This is a genomic window from Paenibacillus sp. MDV22-iso6 (assembly GCF_058408365.1).
The window spans coordinates 1-15,593 of the sequence record NZ_JBZVDZ010000010.1; the positions used below are offsets into that span (position 1 = coordinate 1).

19 protein-coding genes are annotated in these 15,593 nt (G+C 46.4%); 1 reads left to right on the plus strand and 18 read right to left on the minus strand.

The genetic code is table 11. The annotated features are described in order from the left end of the window. Nucleotides 1–356 precede the first annotated feature (356 nt). On the minus strand, nucleotides 357–1,238 hold the full coding sequence (locus AC4PM4_RS24905) for a nucleotidyltransferase-like protein (RefSeq protein ID WP_269054142.1): 882 nt from the start codon (nucleotides 1,236–1,238) through the stop codon (nucleotides 357–359). 122 nt (nucleotides 1,239–1,360) lie between these two features. On the opposite strand from AC4PM4_RS24905, the gene AC4PM4_RS24910 reads away from it, so the two are divergent. Continuing rightward, nucleotides 1,361–1,765 (plus strand): YgzB family protein, encoded by a 405-nt coding sequence (locus AC4PM4_RS24910; protein WP_053778954.1) that lies wholly within the window; start codon nucleotides 1,361–1,363, stop codon nucleotides 1,763–1,765. A gap of 112 nt (nucleotides 1,766–1,877) precedes the next feature. Here AC4PM4_RS24910 and AC4PM4_RS24915 read toward each other — a convergent pair whose 3' ends face one another. The 17 genes from AC4PM4_RS24915 to uptA form a co-directional block, all read right to left on the minus strand. Continuing rightward, nucleotides 1,878–3,608: a glycosyl hydrolase family 18 protein gene (locus AC4PM4_RS24915; protein WP_491614787.1), complete on the minus strand. Its 1,731-nt coding sequence runs from the start codon at nucleotides 3,606–3,608 to the stop codon at nucleotides 1,878–1,880. Nucleotides 3,609–3,745: 137 nt separating this feature from the next. Further along, nucleotides 3,746–4,168, minus strand: coding sequence for a peroxide-responsive transcriptional repressor PerR (perR, locus tag AC4PM4_RS24920; RefSeq protein WP_024631328.1), 423 nt, complete (start codon nucleotides 4,166–4,168; stop codon nucleotides 3,746–3,748). 174 nt (nucleotides 4,169–4,342) lie between these two features. Continuing rightward, on the minus strand, nucleotides 4,343–5,743 hold the full coding sequence (locus AC4PM4_RS24925) for a DUF4097 family beta strand repeat-containing protein (RefSeq protein ID WP_063566624.1): 1,401 nt from the start codon (nucleotides 5,741–5,743) through the stop codon (nucleotides 4,343–4,345). 26 nt (nucleotides 5,744–5,769) lie between these two features. After that, nucleotides 5,770–6,363, minus strand: coding sequence for a hypothetical protein (locus AC4PM4_RS24930; protein ID WP_063566623.1), 594 nt, complete (start codon nucleotides 6,361–6,363; stop codon nucleotides 5,770–5,772). 146 nt (nucleotides 6,364–6,509) lie between these two features. Further along, nucleotides 6,510–7,220 (minus strand): MgtC/SapB family protein, encoded by a 711-nt coding sequence (locus AC4PM4_RS24935; protein ID WP_063566622.1) that lies wholly within the window; start codon nucleotides 7,218–7,220, stop codon nucleotides 6,510–6,512. A gap of 32 nt (nucleotides 7,221–7,252) precedes the next feature. After that, nucleotides 7,253–7,717 carry a GNAT family N-acetyltransferase gene (locus AC4PM4_RS24940; RefSeq protein WP_063566621.1) on the minus strand — a complete coding sequence of 155 codons (465 nt, stop codon included), beginning with the start codon at nucleotides 7,715–7,717 and terminating at the stop codon, nucleotides 7,253–7,255. A gap of 120 nt (nucleotides 7,718–7,837) precedes the next feature. Beyond that, a complete protein-coding gene (gene gatB, locus AC4PM4_RS24945) occupies nucleotides 7,838–9,277 on the minus strand; it encodes an Asp-tRNA(Asn)/Glu-tRNA(Gln) amidotransferase subunit GatB (RefSeq protein WP_063566620.1) in 1,440 nt (479 codons plus the stop codon). 26 nt (nucleotides 9,278–9,303) lie between these two features. Further along, the gene (gene gatA, locus AC4PM4_RS24950; protein WP_064640573.1) at nucleotides 9,304–10,761 is read right to left on the minus strand and encodes an Asp-tRNA(Asn)/Glu-tRNA(Gln) amidotransferase subunit GatA; all 1,458 of its coding nucleotides are present in this window, start codon (nucleotides 10,759–10,761) and stop codon (nucleotides 9,304–9,306) included. Between the two features lie 27 nt (nucleotides 10,762–10,788). Then, nucleotides 10,789–11,076, minus strand: a complete 288-nt coding sequence (gatC, locus tag AC4PM4_RS24955; RefSeq protein WP_063566618.1) for an Asp-tRNA(Asn)/Glu-tRNA(Gln) amidotransferase subunit GatC — start codon at nucleotides 11,074–11,076, stop codon at nucleotides 10,789–10,791. Nucleotides 11,077–11,379: 303 nt separating this feature from the next. Next, nucleotides 11,380–11,763, minus strand: a complete 384-nt coding sequence (locus AC4PM4_RS24960) for a hypothetical protein (protein ID WP_024631336.1) — start codon at nucleotides 11,761–11,763, stop codon at nucleotides 11,380–11,382. A 126-nt stretch (nucleotides 11,764–11,889) separates the two neighbouring features. Continuing rightward, entirely contained in the window at nucleotides 11,890–12,126 is a 237-nt protein-coding gene (locus AC4PM4_RS24965; RefSeq protein ID WP_063566617.1) for a hypothetical protein, read from the minus strand. Next, nucleotides 12,119–12,454 (minus strand): YxlC family protein, encoded by a 336-nt coding sequence (locus tag AC4PM4_RS24970; protein ID WP_063566616.1) that lies wholly within the window; start codon nucleotides 12,452–12,454, stop codon nucleotides 12,119–12,121. The genes AC4PM4_RS24965 and AC4PM4_RS24970 overlap by 8 nt, the downstream gene beginning before the upstream one ends. Nucleotides 12,455–12,456: 2 nt before the next feature. Next, a complete protein-coding gene (sigY, locus tag AC4PM4_RS24975) occupies nucleotides 12,457–12,993 on the minus strand; it encodes an RNA polymerase sigma factor SigY (protein ID WP_491614788.1) in 537 nt (178 codons plus the stop codon). Nucleotides 12,994–13,091: 98 nt separating this feature from the next. Then, entirely contained in the window at nucleotides 13,092–13,343 is a 252-nt protein-coding gene (locus AC4PM4_RS24980; RefSeq protein ID WP_143021589.1) for a hypothetical protein, read from the minus strand. Nucleotides 13,344–13,614: 271 nt separating this feature from the next. Then, complete coding sequence (locus AC4PM4_RS24985) at nucleotides 13,615–14,247, minus strand: MBL fold metallo-hydrolase (protein ID WP_274568509.1); 633 nt, start codon at nucleotides 14,245–14,247, stop codon at nucleotides 13,615–13,617. Between the two features lie 6 nt (nucleotides 14,248–14,253). Next, entirely contained in the window at nucleotides 14,254–14,823 is a 570-nt protein-coding gene (locus tag AC4PM4_RS24990) for a thioredoxin family protein (RefSeq protein WP_079697089.1), read from the minus strand. A 2-nt stretch (nucleotides 14,824–14,825) separates the two neighbouring features. Beyond that, nucleotides 14,826–15,440, minus strand: coding sequence for an undecaprenyl phosphate transporter UptA (uptA, locus tag AC4PM4_RS24995; RefSeq protein WP_063566612.1), 615 nt, complete (start codon nucleotides 15,438–15,440; stop codon nucleotides 14,826–14,828). Nucleotides 15,441–15,593 lie beyond the last annotated feature (153 nt).

A 15,593-nucleotide genomic window follows, 5' to 3' on the forward strand; every position in this document is an offset into this window, starting at 1 on the left:
GATCTTGCAAGCAAGATCGTTACTCACTCGTTGTTCAGTTTTCAAAGATCAAACTCGATTTGTGTTACTCTTTTTCGTCTCAACCATGTTTTCGGCGGCGACTTAAATAATGTATCACATTTCGTTTGTTTTCGTCAAGAACTTTTTTTAATTTCTTTTTTTGAAGCTTCCGTTCTTCACTAATTCCTATGCAGAATTTATCATTTGTTGACGATAAGCTCGTTTGAGGAACGAAATATAATGTATCATATTTCCTGAATAAGAGTCAACCTCTTTTTATAAATTATTAAACAAACAAAAAAGGAAGGTTTCCCCTCCCACTTTATAATCCATATAACGTCAGGCTTCACGAGTAACTACGCCTCAATCCAATAGCGGATTTCCCGCCCATCTCCTCCTATAAAGGATGGCCATCCTGCCGATTCTTTTACTATAGAACGAAACACCAGCTTACGAAGGATGAGCGGCAAATCCTCCCGTACAAATCTCAACTGTGGGTGATGGACAAGTTCATCCATACCCCACGGCTCCCTTCTACTTCCCAGCACACGCAGAAGCAATCCAGAGCAATCGCTCATTTTGGACATCACTGAGAATTCACAAGCAAGCAGCACAAGCTCAACTCTCTGTTCCAGAGTCTCTGAACTTACTGTAAGCTCCTGATAGAGCTTCCACAAAGCACGATCCAAACTCTGCACATGTGTCCAGACCGCATGATCTGGGTAGATCCCCTGTTCAATAAGTACAATTCTTGCCCAGTTCCCCAGAGCCTCAAGTACATTGTAATAGGCATCAACAACATGGCCCTCTTGAATGTAACGTTTGGCTTCCACATACATTCTCAAAAAACTGGCGAATTCATGTAGCAGCTTTTGCTCACGCAGTTCGGTTCCAAAAGCAGATAGTTCCTCTCGCAAATCACTCAAGGCGTTATCCGCTTCCCAGATGATCTCACCTTCAATTAGGCACTGCATGATGTTATTGTTATCCCCCGTGATTACACTGCTCTGCAGCTCATGACGGCTGACATAGATTATTTGATAACGAAGATCACCATATTTGTAGTGTCCAACCTTGGATATCAACTGGTCGGTATTATGAACAACAAGTACGAGCAATTCAAAATCCTGGATTAGGGAGCCGTGGAATCGCTCTCCCGGGTGGGAATAAGCGATAGCCCCAACTGCCCCTGTCTCTTCCGACTGTTCGGACAAAAAAGCAAGGTTCTTTAGTTCCACGATTCCCTCCATACAATTCATGGCAGATAAGCGCCAAGTCAGTTATAATGTAATTCTACATGTAGGCTGAAGTTTCCTTCTTATCCAGGTCCGATACTACTCATACGATAGGAGCATTTTTCATGATTTTTAAATCAGCAAAAATTAATGCTTTTCGCACTTGGGGACTACTGCTTACCATGCTAGGCATGGGCCTAATGGTACTGGGAACTGCCGGAATTGTGTTCTGGGGACACGCAGGCAAAGTATTTGCCGCTGTGGGACTCGTCATCGGCCTGATCGCCATGATGGCTAGTCTGGCCATTTATTTCTGGGCTGGTATGCTTTCCACAAGCGCAGTACAAGTGGACTGTCCGGAATGTGGCAAGTTAACCAAAATGCTCGGCAAGACGGATCGTTGTATGTTCTGTCACACCATCCTTACCCTGGACCCTAATCAGGCCAATACTACCAGTTCACAACTGAAAGCGCATTCCACACCTCCATCCCCTTCCGACACAGATCATGGCATGAGTTCCAACAGCTAGATGTTCTTTTCATCAAAGCCCAGAGACAGAAAAAAGGCCCGGTATCTTCACCGGACCTTTTTTTGAATTTCAGAAAAGACTTTATATAAGTTCAAAGAGAGCTATTTCATGTTTATTTCGAATACCCTGCCTGTTTTAGCGTCTCCCATGCTGATGCATCGGCGAAGCTTCGATTCCATGCAGCTACTCCACCCAATTTCAACGAAGCAACCAAATCAACACGTGCCTGAAGCGAAACGGCATCTTCTATCCAGATTTTCTTAGTGGCCCCATCCTCGGAATATTCCACATAATTCTGTCCGCTTTGTTTATCCAGAACAGGTTTGAGTTTCTTTTCCTTGATCAGGTCTGCGACGGTGCTCATGCCTACCGCTTTGGAGGACACTTTCACTTCTCCTTGATCATTGGTCTCTTCCGTCCAGATTCGAGTATATAGCGGCACAGCCATAATCAATTTGTTCGATGGTACTTCATCCTCTTCCAGGATCTTTCTCATAGAAGACTCGGTCCAAGGAAGCGAGGCAACCGAACCGGCCTTTGGACTCGCAGCCCAGTGCTCGTCATACGCCATAACGACAATATAATCGGCAAAAGAGCCTAACGAGCGACGATCCAGAAAAGCAGACCACATCTCACTGTTCGATTTCGGCGTCACATCAACCGAGAGCATCAAACCATGAATGCGCGCCATTGCTTTGATTTCGCGGACAAATTGAGTGATATTCGGTCCATCGTCTGTATAGACATTCTCAAAGTCAATGTTAATGCCGTCCAAATGATACGTCTGTGCATACTCTAGCATCTGCTCTATAATACGCGTACGTGTCTCATATGAGGCCACGGCTTCTTTCGTAACATCCGGATCAAAGCTGTTATCCATCAAGCCCCATACTTCCATGCCGGAATGATGAGCCCAGTTGACGTATGCTTTATCCCCTTTACTTTTTACGTTGCCTTGTCCATCTGTAATATGGAACCATGTGGGGCTTACCACATTAACTCCAGGCATCTTGCCAATCGAAGACACATCAGGCTGTCGGTTGTATACGGCTTCCCAAACCAGGTTGACCGGTTTATTCTGCCACTTTTTCTCCGCCGCAGTCAGGGTAAATTTAGGCTTGTCCAGTTCCTTTTTCTCCGTAAGAGTGACATACTTATTAGCCACATAACCGGCATAACCATTATCCAACTGAACAAAGCTCTGGTCATCACCTGACTGCCATACCCTTACTCGTGCGTCCTGCTCCATATCGGCGATGATGGGAGAAGATTCTCCCCCGCGTTTGTACAAAGGAACCGTTTTGTCTGCCTTGGAAGACAATGTATTAATCTCCGCATACTGAATCGTGTCACCTCCACGCATCAGCAGAACGGCACCCGTTGTAACATCTTCCTGTATAGCTATCCCATATACTTCTTTCAATGGTTTGAGCGGAATATAAGCTTCTCCCCCAACCACCTCCGGTTTAACCGTCATGGGATAATCTCGATGATTAAGTTCCGCTTTCGTACTGCCTTCCTTCATATGGAGTACTCGCTGCGGTGTTGCAATAATGATATCTCCTGTGTCTGCTTCATAACGTATTCCGGAATCGATCGCCTCTTGCAGCACCGATACGGGCAATTTAAGCTGATCTCCCGTTCCTGAAGCCTCGCCATCCATCAATTGTCCGTCTACAAAAATAGGTTGATTCATACCAATCCAGTCGGGGTCTTCGTGAATCTGATTAAGCCAAACATTCGTTATTAGCCAATAAGCACCGCCTGCAACAACACAGGCAGCCAAAAATCCAGGCCAGAACGAGCGGCGCTTCTGACGTGTATATCTGCTTTTTCTACTCAAACGTCTACCTCCGTTAATCATGCTGAATCATGAAATAGCTAAACTGCTGAAGACTATATACATTCTATCGTCCTAAAAACAAAAAACGTGAAGAATCCAAACTGAATTCTGCACGTTTATATTGTAATTCATCTCTCTTAATCCCTGCAACTTTTACAAACACCATATACTTCCAATCGGTGACCATGTACTTCAAATCCTGTACTTGACTCCGCCTGGAGCTCCACGCTTTTTAGCGAAGGATAACTAAAATCTTCAATCTTGCCGCATTTATCACAGATAACATGGTAATGATCCGTCACATTGGCATCGAAGCGACTTGAGTTATCCCCGTATGTCAACTCCCGGACCATGCCCGCTTCCAGAAACATCTTCAAATTGTTATATACAGTCGCCACGCTCATACTGGGAAACTGGGGTTCAAGCGCACGGTAAATTTCATCGGCTGTCGGATGCCCCATGGATTCCATCAGATAGTTCAATATGGCATGACGCTGGGGTGTAATACGGACACCGGTCGTTTTCAGATGCTCCAACGCATGTTGGACACGTGTTGCCATAAAACCCACCGCCTTACCTTTCATTACTCTGCAGAGACAGAATGTATGATCACATGTTCTCTTCATTCAGAGTTGATCCTCGGCTGGAACAACGACATTACATTTTCCTGCCGTGTAACCTTGCCAGTTTATATTTATTGTACGGCGATTGCAAGTTTATTGTCAACGCGCCAGTCAGGGAACTTCGGACGTTTCGCCTTGGGAATTCTGTCCGTCTTCGGTCATTTGTTCCAAGTTATCGTCTGTATCTTCCGAATCCAGTGAATTCGTTCCAACAGGAGGCACTGCAGGATTACGATCAATCGTGAGGTTGCTGTTCCCCTCAACTTTAACCGTATACTCTCCTTCACCAAGCTGGCCCTCAATCGTTTTATTCTTCACTTTAAACGGCAGATCCGTTTGCAGATCTCCATAACTGCTGGAACCACTGAGGCTATAATCCCCCCGCTCCGGAAGCAGAATGTTAATAGCTCCTACAGCGCTATAAATGTCCCAGTCACCGCCTACTTTGGCGGATACAATACTTATACTGCCATTGAGGGATTGAGCTTTAACTGCCAAACTTGCGCCGTCTACATTGATATTTCCGTTTCGTGTATCCGCTGTGATCTCTCCGACGGAGTCCGTGATGTTAATACTTCCGACTTGTGTAGTCAGATTCACATTTCCAGAAACCCCACGGGCCTTCATGTCCCCACGATTACTGTTCAAGTCCACATTTCCGATCGCATTTGCCACAACGACATCACCATTCAGCGTTTTACCGGAAATATCACCTACGGCATTCGTAATTCTTATCCGTCCATTTCCGGTCTCGGCCAAAATGGTACTAATGGCTTCCGGACGATTCAACAATATGGCTCCATTGGACGTCCGAATATCGAGATTGAAACGACGATCATCCGGGATCGTTATGGTGATATTCATCCGCGGCTGTGTTTTCTCGTTCTCTCCATACGTTTTGCCTGTAGTCTTGATATGAATCACTTTTGTCCCGTCTGCCTCAACAAAAGAAGCGTCCGCCACTGCTTTGGCTTGTACTTCAGTTGTCTGATCCACCCAAACTACCGTGCGCACTTCAATCTCTTCCGTATCCCCCCGCTGTATCGAGATATCCCCGTTCACTCCCTCAACAACAAGGTCCGATGTATCCATACCTACAGGCACCCGAATCGTGCCCTTATCTTCCATATATCCTGCTGCCTGACTATAGTCCATGGATGCCGCTCCGAGATTAAGACTCACCCTGTTCCACAAATGCATATAATGATCCTGCTCAGAAACGATAAATACAGAAGCCGTCAGGACAAGGGACGTCAGGATACCCTTCGCATCGGGTCTGAAGCGCATTTTAATTTTCTCACCTTGGTTGTCTGAACCTGCATTCCCTCTTCGACGTGTCACTAAGAACAACAGTATGTATTCTACACCTAACACAACGAGCAAGAGGGGCCACCAATCGACCATCTCATATACATAGTCCGTTCCCCACCGTTTATCCAAAATCAACAGCACACCGACAGCTACGAGTAAGGCGGCAGCCGTATAGCGGCCGACCCGGACTTTACGGTTCATGGCTATCCCTCCTTGAATAGTTCACACTAGATTTTCTTCTTGCGAAGCATGACCCAGATTTCCCGTCCGAAAAGGATTAGTCCTCCTGCGATCATCAGAACAGCAAAAGTGTATCCGCCATACACAGCGATTAACTCTTTAAACCAACGTGGTTTACGAAAGAACAATACCAGCAGCGATCCCCCTACAATCAGGAGCAATCCAAACGAAATGCCTCTTTCCCACACCATCATGGCTTCCCCTGCAGAACGTTCATTAGGAATGGGCTTGTCCGAGCTATTGTGGGTAACCGCTCTTCTCCTGCGCATCATCACCCAGTCCGCAGATTGCAATACGTCGAATACATTGTAAAAGTAAATCACCGGAATAAACAACGCCAACAGGATAAGCAATGGTACATTGATCTGTATTCCAATGGTTGAGAAGTACAAGAGTGCTGACAGGTCCAGTAGTACAAGCATCATGAAAGTCAGACCTCTCATGTATAATCGGAGATAAATATGGCCCAGACCCGGAATAACCGCACTTAGTAACCCGGCAATAAACTTGTGAGTTCGATTTCGGACAGGTTTTCCGCGCGTTCCGCTGGAAGTGTTGTTCGACTGACGTTTCCGTTTCATAAACGACTCCTTTCTTCCGGGCTGATGTTCCCGCTCTTCATGCATTTGGTTAGATAGTACCCTAAAGAGCCGGGAGAGTAACTGGAAGAAATATGGTTATGAGCAAAAACCCTCCGGCACTAAAGGCCTCAGAGGGTTTAATTCAATTATTCGACTGACACTTTCGTTACATGTTCCCACTGTCTTAACTTGGATACGAGATGCACTGCACTCAATTCATGTGGCATGTAGACATGCAGCACAATTTCAATTTTGCGTTCAACCGATATCATTTCAGCATAAGCCAAATCCTGTTCATTCACCGTTATTTTACGGATTTTGATCTTCTCCTGCTCCATAAAAGAAGATACCTGTTCCAGAAAACCGGGCTCAGACAAAGTATGAAGTGTAACGACATGCAGTTTGTTTCCTCGTATATACCTAAGCTCCAACTTGTTGAATACCCAGAGATTAAGTAATACCAAGACGGTTGACACGATGGAGGCAAAAAAGAATCCTGCGCCTGTTGCTAGTCCGATGGCTGCCACAACCCAAATGGAAGCCGCCGTTGTCAGTCCGGTAATCGATTTGCCGGTAAAAAGAATCGTGCCCGCTCCGAGAAACCCAACGCCTGTAATAACGGCTGTAGCCAGACGGGCCGGATCAATTCTTACGTTTAATTCATTTGCAAAATCTTTAAAACCATAAATAGACAACATCATGATTAGTGCAGATCCAAGACATACCAAAATATGGGTACGCAGACCGGCAGCATGATTGGAACGCTCCCGCTCCAGGCCTACAAGCCCTCCAAGCAGCATAGCCAGTAATAATCGCAATAAAATGTGCCACTCATCTATTAACCAGGGATTGCCCAAAGCCGGTATTCCTCCTCCAGTTGTTCACATCATTAATCTTTATTCTTATGAAATGTCGTTAATTCCACTCCAGGTGCAATCTGTACAACCTCCACGGGCTTAAAACCGAATTTGGTATACAATTTCACGGCTGGCTGGTTCAACGTTCCTGTGGAAACGATATAACGCGGAAGATCCGGATACTGTTCAAACACATACGTCATCAAAGCAGCAGCAATCCCCTTACGAAAATGATCAGGGTGCACCATCATGCGTGTGATCGTCAACGTATTGATCTCTTCCTCATCCACTGCAATCGCACCAAGCAATTCCCCATCCGTGTCCAGATAGCCATAAAAAGTCTCTCCACAGTTCTGAAGTGTCTCCATCGTATCCATCAAAGGCGGAATTTCCTGGAACCCGATGATCTCGGCTTCGAGCCGATAAGCTACATGCTGCAGTCGCCAGAGCTGCCCTACGGTCTCCAGATCATTCAATGACAAAGATTGAATCTTCATAACCTACCTCATCTCCTTCGTACGTCCACTGAATCCAGGACAATAAAATCAAACTTATGCCCTAACAAAAAGAGGCTGTCACAGGGACGAGCCTCTTTCTGTCCGGCCTCACCGGATGGATCAGCGGTTCAGTACATCTGTAAGCAGTTGATTGGCTAGTCCCGGATTGGCTTTGCCTTTGCTTTCTTTCATGACTTGACCAACGAGGAAGCCAATGGCCTTCTGCTTACCAGCCTTGTAATCTTCCACGGATTGCGGGTTGTTCGCAACAACCTGCTCCACAATCGCGAGAATGGCACCTGAGTCACTAATCTGGACCAGACCTTTTTCTTCAACAATTTGCTGTGGAAGCTTGCCGCTCTCGAGCATTTCCTTAAATACCGTTTTGGCGATTTTACTGTTAATTGTACCTTTTTCAAGCAATCCAATCATCTCACCCAGACCTTGGCCAGTCAGTGGCACCTGAGTCAATTCAAGGTTGCTGGTATTCAAATAACCAAGCAAATCACCCATAATCCAGTTGGATACGGCTTTGGCATCCTTGGTGTATTTCAGACTATCTTCAAAAAGATCAGCGACCGCTTTGGAAGAGGTAATAACCTCCGCATCATAATTAGGCAGTCCATAATCAGCGGTATAACGGGCTTTACGCTCGTCCGGAAGCTCCGGTATGGAAGCTCTGATCCGTTCTTTCCAGGCTGCATCGATATGCAGCTTCACCAAGTCCGGGTCTGGGAAATAACGATAGTCATGCGCTTGCTCTTTACCACGCATCGACAGTGTTTTCCCTTGAGCCTCATCCCAGCGACGAGTTTCCTGAACCACTTCGCCGCCGTCGTCCAAAATTTCCGCTTGGCGAAATTGTTCATACTCCAGACCACGCTGAACGCCACGGAAGGAGTTCATGTTTTTCAGTTCGGCTCTCGTTCCCAGCTTCTCTTGTCCATGCGGACGCAAACTAATGTTGGCATCACAACGCAGTGAGCCTTCTTCCATCTTCACGTCGGATACATCACAGTACTGCATGATGGCACGCAATTTCTCCAGATATGCACGAGCTTCCTCCGGAGAAGAAATCTCCGGCTCAGAGACAATCTCCACGAGCGGCGTACCAACACGGTTGAAATCGACCAATGAAGCATAGCCGCCGTCCACGTGGGTAAGCTTCCCTGCATCTTCTTCCAGATGAAGACGCGTAATGCCGATTCGCTTCGTTTCACCGTTGACTTCAATATCGATCCAGCCATTCTCACCGATCGGTTGATCGAATTGTGAGATCTGATATGCTTTCGGAGAATCGGGATAGAAGTAGTTTTTGCGGTCAAACTTGCTGACATCAGCAACAGTGCAGTTAAGGGCCATGGCTGCTTTCATCGCGTAATCTACAGCCTGGCGATTCAATACAGGCAATACGCCTGGGTGTCCGAGACAGACCGGACAAGTATGTGTATTTGGCGGAGCTCCAAAGGCAGTGGAGCAGCCGCAAAAGATTTTGGAGTTTGTATGCAACTCGACATGGACTTCAAGTCCAACGACCGTTTCATATTTAGATGCGGACATTTCTATATTCCTCCGTTCCGGGCAGTCTACAGCTGCGGACGCTGCTTGTGGAATTCCGTATTTTGTTCAAACGCATGCGCTACGCGCAGTACGGTCGTTTCATCAAAAGCTTTACCGATAATCTGCATGCCAACAGGCAGTCCATCCGAGAATCCGCAAGGGATGCTGACTGCAGGTACACCAGCCAGGCTGACAGGGATAGTCAGAATGTCGTTGAGATACATCGTAAGTGGGTCATCGACTTGGGAACCAAGTTTGAATGCCGTTGTTGGCGCAGTTGGTCCAATGATGACATCATATTTGGCAAATACGTCGTCGAAATCCTGTTTGATCAACGTACGCACTTTCTGAGCTTTCAAATAATACGCATCGTAGTAACCCGAGCTGAGTGCATAGGTTCCAAGCATGATGCGTCGTTTCACTTCAGGACCAAAACCTTGACTACGGGACTGGTGGTACAAATCCAGCAAGTTTTCCGGATTGTCTGCACGAACACCATAACGCACGCCGTCGAAACGAGCCAGGTTCGAAGAAGCCTCTGAGGAAGCGAGCAGATAATACGTAGCCACCGCATATTCGGTATGCGGAAGCGATACTTCTTCCCATGTTGCACCGAGTCCTTCGAGGACTTTCAGGGCAGACAGGACGGTTTCTTTAACTTGAGGATCAACGCCTTCACCAATGTATTCCTTCGGAACAGCAATACGAAGTCCTTTGACATCCCCTGTCAGTCCGCTCAGGTAATCCGGGATATCCACTTTCGCGGATGTCGAATCTTTGGCGTCATAACCAGCAATGGCTTGCAACACATAGGCAGAATCCTCGACATTTTTCGTCAAAGGACCAATTTGATCCAGGGAAGATGCGAATGCAACCAGACCAAAGCGGGAAACGAGTCCGTAGGTCGGTTTCAAACCAACAACGCCGCAATAGGATGCAGGCTGTCTGATGGAGCCCCCTGTATCTGATCCCAATGTGAAATAAGCTTCTCCTGCCGCAACAGCCGCAGCAGATCCACCACTGGAGCCGCCTGGAACACGATCGAGTGCCCAAGGGTTACGTACAGGGTAGAAACTTGAATTTTCATTGGAGCCGCCCATGGCGAATTCGTCCATGTTCAACTTCCCGATCGTCACGGTATCCGCTGCTTTCAGCTTCTCGACAACGGTTGCATCATACACCGGGTCGAAATTGCGCAGAAACTGGCTGCCACATGTTGTGCGCAGTCCGTTCGTAACGATGTTGTCCTTAATGCCGACTGGCAGACCGAAAAGCAAACCTTTCTCCTCACCGCTGACGAGACGATCATCCAGTTGACGTGCACGTGCACGTGCTTGTTCTTCATCCAGCGCCAGATAAGCCTTAACCTTTTCATCCCGTTCACCAATGTTCTGATATGCCTGATTCACCAGATCGCTGACCGACAGCTCCTTGGCGTGCAGCTTGTTATGTATCTCCGGCAACGATTGTTCAAATAAACTCACGTAATTCGTCCTCCTTCCGGTTATCCGTTATTCCATTACAGCAGGCACTTTGAATTGCCCGTCTTCTTCATCTGGTGCATTGCGCATGACCTGTTCAATCGACAGACTTTCTTTCGTCTCATCTTCACGCATCACATTGCTGACGTGCAGCACGTGAGTGGTAGGCTCAATGTTCTCTGTATCCAGTTCATTCAGCTTCTCAGCATATTTTAAAATCGCGTTCAGCTGCCCTGTCAGGGTCTGCTCTTCTTCAGCAGTCAAATTAAGCCGGGCCAGCTTGGCCACATGCTGAACGTCATTATTCGAAATACTCATTTCCGGATGCCTCCTTCATTCGTTCTAATTCCTGAAACCGCCGAAAACGAATCGTCCGTTTAACGGGCTAAAGTCCCAAGATAACTTTTTTCATTATAGGTGAGATAGTTCGACAATTCAATGCAAATGACCCGAGTTACCGAATATGCAAAATAACACCACATCAGGGGAGTCTTCCTTTAATGCGAATTTCAAAACCTATTAACTGAATTTTTACGCGTTAACCAGGATAATGAGGAGCTTCAACGTTCATATGTTCCAGTCTAATCAAAAAAGAGCCGGCATCAGCCGACTCTTAAAATTCTAAATCCATGCACGCAGGTTAACCTGCTTTATAAAATCCGCCTGGGACATAACATCGTTCGCGGTTTCCTCTTCCTCTTCCACAGCTTGAAAATCTCCGTTCATCAGATGATGAAACAGTTTCTCATTGTGTGTCGCAAGGGCGTAATCTATCAACGCTTCTCGCTCGACCCGCTCAGCTTCCTGCTTCAGCAGAACCTCTTCTAGATCGACGTCGCCGGATGGAACAAAAAAGTTCCGATTCACCTGCGGCACTCGAAGCACGTAATCGAACGCATTGTCCGGATTCCGGTCATAAGCGATGATGAAACCATATTCCCCCACAGGAAGATTCTGCTCAAACGCATCCGCGACGATGACAACCTTCTCTCCTAATCGCAGCATCGTCTAACCTCCTGGTAGTCTATCTTTTTATTATTTGTATAGTCTACTAGAAAAGAATAGCGCTGTCTACGATTACTAGAATTAAACAAAACATTTGTGCAAAATCTTTTTTCCAACCCGTGAACTCTATGGTTTGTCCGACGTTTGCTTAGGGGGTCTGCGATCTGCTCGCACCACAATGAACCAATATATGATCAAAGGTGTTGGGAATCCGGTAATGCCCCACAATCCCCATAACCAGGGGAAACGGCCACGTCTGCGTGCATCCTGAAAGATCCATGTTCCCTGTATTAGCAAAAGAACGGCAATCAGAATAAGCCATATGAGAGGAATCTCATTTAAAGAATAATGCAGATCATTCATGACGAGTCTCCTTCCGGCGTCTCCCTGACCAGATTACTCCCACGGCAATCGCTGCGCACAAGCTAATCGCCTGGATACCCAAATATAGAGCTGGAGCCGAATGGAACAATAAGGCACCAAAAGCGATAATGAACAATCCCACAATCCAGAACAAAATCATTTCGATCCGATTGGCTCGTCGTCTCATTTGTTTTCGTTCCTTGACTTGGGCTTCAATGGAGGCTAATGAAGGAATGTTTACAGGCTCATATGCATCATCGAGCACTCTCATCTGTTGTTGCATCCGCTTCAGAATCTCTTGTTCATCCTGTTCCTCAGATCTGCTCATGCTCAACCCAGCTCCTTTCTCAATTGACGAAGGCCATAGGCAGTTCGAGACTTCGCCGTTCCGGATGGAATACCCAGCATTTCACCGATTTCATCATAGCCATAACCATAATAATGCTTCAGCAGGACGGCAATACGATGTTCTGGGGTTAACCTTGTCATAGCATCCATAACATCTGTCCATTCTTCATTCCGGCTCTCAAATTGCCACCGCAATTTCCGTACAGCCTGATTACGAATGGCTTCCAGCCAAATCTGTTCTCTTCGTCTGTGCCTGGACTTGTCGATATATATACGGGTGGCAATCGTAATCATCCATGACGAAAAGGCAGACGAGCCATCGTATCTATAAATATTTTCCATACATCGAATCATCGTATCCTGCACCGTCTCCTCAGCAACGTTGGGGTCCATCGTTACTTTGACAAGATACTTATACACAAAGGCGTAGTGACGCTGCAGTAGTTCTGCCAGTGCACTGTCATCCCCCTGTATCGCTCTCTGTACCTCTTCCAGTTCGGCTGCCTCCATCTGCATCATCACCTGCTCTCCGCTCAGTCTTATGTTATTACGACAGGCTCTGCAGAAACGTTCAATTCAATCCAAAAAAAATCTGAAGCCGACAATTTCCCGGGCAATCAGACTTCATTTCGGTAATCTTGCAGTTTGTCGAACCACGGTTGGTTGCGGGCTCCACTGCTTAATAAACGACTCCTCCATATATTTTGCTGTTGATCCTTGATTGGATTCATCTCATTATTCATGTAGTTATGTAGTTGAGGACGCTGGGTAACTGCTTCTATTCTGCCACTTTCCATTGCTAGACGGTTTTCTTCGATGATCAGGTTCTCGGCACGTTGTCCAAACTGAATCACTCGCTTTTTCTCCACTTCTAATTCCTCGCTCTCATTAGACGATCTTCTGTAGATACTTGTCAACGATCTGTATGTAGGGTTAAACGGATGTAACTTTGATAAAAAAGTGGCTGAAAACAAAAAAAGAACGCAAACCGGGTATAGACCACAGTCTGCGTGCTTCGCAAGTTAGGGTGTTTCTTTGTATTGCTTCAGTTAGATGGTGCTTTAACGCTTGTAACAACTAATTGCTATTCTAATGAAAAAGTTGTCACTTGTCCAGACTTTCTTCACATAAATTGTCGGATCATCTTGCAGACACGTAAGGATTGTTCTTCTTCTCATATCCGATTGTCGTTTTGGGACCATGACCTGGATACACTTTGACCTCATCCGCGAAGGTGTATAACTTGTTCTGGATGGAATCAATCAGATCCCGTTCACGACCTCCGGTCAGATCCGTTCTGCCTACACCCATACGGAACAGAACATCACCAGCAAACAGATCGTCACCACACAGCAGACTTACACTGCCTGGGGAGTGTCCCGGTGTATGGTACACTTTGAACGTATGACCAATAAAGTTCAGAGTCTGCCCTTCGTCCAAGGCATATTCAGCTGGATCTGTCGAAAGCGGCGGGGTAGCCTGCGGCCAGTTCAAAGAACCATTCAATTTCGGCGTCGTAAGCCAATCACTCTCCAAGTCATGCAAATAAACGGGACAGCCTTTCAATTTGCGAATTTCATCCACGCCGCCCATATGATCAAAATGCGCGTGAGTAAGCAGGATCGCTTCGATCTCCAGGTCCTGAATAGCTTTGAGTAATGAGCCCGGATTCATTCCAGGGTCAATGATTACGGCTTTACCTGGATCATCACCCTGCAACAGATACGCATTGGTCTGGAGCGGTCCCAAAGAAAATGTACGAATGTTAAGCATATCGGCTCAGTAACCCGAAATCAGTTCACGCAACTCACGAATAATAGCTGCATTTGACTCCGTTCCTTCCCCATAACGTTTACCAATCTCTTGACGTGCTACAGCCAAATTATCCTGATAATCTGCTGCTTCACGGTCCGGGTTGAGACGTTTGAATTCAACCATAACTTCCTGCACATGTTGCGGACGAGGTCCCCATTGACCCAGTACATGTCCGCCCGTATCTGCAAAAATAACGACAGGAACAGAGCGTCCGCCCATCGTAAGGAACTCATCCATCACTTCAGGGTGATTTTCCAAAATAAGAACTTCTGTCGGAATGCCGGAGATTTCCAGCGCCTGGAACACGACCGGAACATTGCGTACCACGTCTCCACACCAGTCAGCAGCCAAAATTAACACACGCAAATCATCGCGGTGATTCAGGCTTTCGAAAAATTCACGATCATCCTCACTTGGCCATACAAAGCTGTCATAGTTTGCCTGAAACTCACTTTGGTTCTTCGTCATGCTTTCAATGAAATCTTTCGGTGGCAGACCTTTACCGAATTTGTGAGACAAGTTTGGTTTTCCCATAACTAGACACTTCCCTTCTTTTTACGAGCATTCATCCATTTAATAAGTACATAAACAATCATAAGTGCGAGAGCAACGAGCAGAATCGGCATAATATAAGGTGCCGCTTTCTCGTTGATATGTTGCCATTGATCTCCAAGTATCATCCCTAAATATATAAACAATGCAGACCACGGTATAACAGCGAGGGTTGTCAGCAAAATAAATCGACCCGTATGCATTTTGGATATACCGGCAGGAATCGATATGGCATGTCTTACGACCGGAACAAAACGCGCCGTGAAAATGACCCCTGTCCCATACTTGCGGAACCACTCTTCGGAATGGTCGATGTGCTTTTTCTGGATCAGTATGTATTTTCCGTAGCGTTCAAGTACAGGTCTTCCGCCATAACGGCCAATCCAGTAAATAAATAGCTGGGCTATGACACCGCCCACGGTACCAAAAATCAATGCACCGAAAAAATTAATATGGCCTTGTGAAACGAGAAAACCTCCATATGCCAGTACAATTTCACTCGGAATAACTTCAAGCATTAGTCCAAGCATAATTCCAAAGTATCCAAGACTCTGAATCCAATCGAATAATTGATTGACAATGTTATGAATAACGTCCATCTCGACCCTCTTTCTTCATCCTGATTGGCAGTGCCCTTCCGCACCATGGATGTTCGTCCCTATTTTATCACAGGCCTGTAGCTGTTGCTACTTCACCCGTCTGGGATAGTGTCCCGCAGGCAGGCGTTTGCATATGGTATCGGGAGAGGAGCG

Coding starts and splice junctions, on each gene's coding strand:
- AC4PM4_RS24910 (WP_053778954.1), top strand. CDS start 1,361: ATGATTTTTAAATCAGCAAAAATTAATGCTTTTCGCACTTGGGGACTA.
- perR (WP_024631328.1), bottom strand. CDS start 4,168: ATGGCAACACGTGTCCAACATGCGTTGGAGCATCTGAAAACGACCGGT.
- AC4PM4_RS24925 (WP_063566624.1), bottom strand. CDS start 5,743: ATGAACCGTAAAGTCCGGGTCGGCCGCTATACGGCTGCCGCCTTACTC.
- AC4PM4_RS24930 (WP_063566623.1), bottom strand. CDS start 6,363: ATGAAACGGAAACGTCAGTCGAACAACACTTCCAGCGGAACGCGCGGA.
- AC4PM4_RS24940 (WP_063566621.1), bottom strand. CDS start 7,717: ATGAAGATTCAATCTTTGTCATTGAATGATCTGGAGACCGTAGGGCAG.
- gatB (WP_063566620.1), bottom strand. CDS start 9,277: ATGTCCGCATCTAAATATGAAACGGTCGTTGGACTTGAAGTCCATGTC.
- gatC (WP_063566618.1), bottom strand. CDS start 11,076: ATGAGTATTTCGAATAATGACGTTCAGCATGTGGCCAAGCTGGCCCGG.
- AC4PM4_RS24960 (WP_024631336.1), bottom strand. CDS start 11,763: ATGCTGCGATTAGGAGAGAAGGTTGTCATCGTCGCGGATGCGTTTGAG.
- AC4PM4_RS24965 (WP_063566617.1), bottom strand. CDS start 12,126: ATGAATGATCTGCATTATTCTTTAAATGAGATTCCTCTCATATGGCTT.
- AC4PM4_RS24970 (WP_063566616.1), bottom strand. CDS start 12,454: ATGAGCAGATCTGAGGAACAGGATGAACAAGAGATTCTGAAGCGGATG.
- sigY (WP_491614788.1), bottom strand. CDS start 12,993: ATGATGCAGATGGAGGCAGCCGAACTGGAAGAGGTACAGAGAGCGATA.
- AC4PM4_RS24985 (WP_274568509.1), bottom strand. CDS start 14,247: ATGCTTAACATTCGTACATTTTCTTTGGGACCGCTCCAGACCAATGCG.
- AC4PM4_RS24990 (WP_079697089.1), bottom strand. CDS start 14,823: ATGGGAAAACCAAACTTGTCTCACAAATTCGGTAAAGGTCTGCCACCG.
- uptA (WP_063566612.1), bottom strand. CDS start 15,440: ATGGACGTTATTCATAACATTGTCAATCAATTATTCGATTGGATTCAG.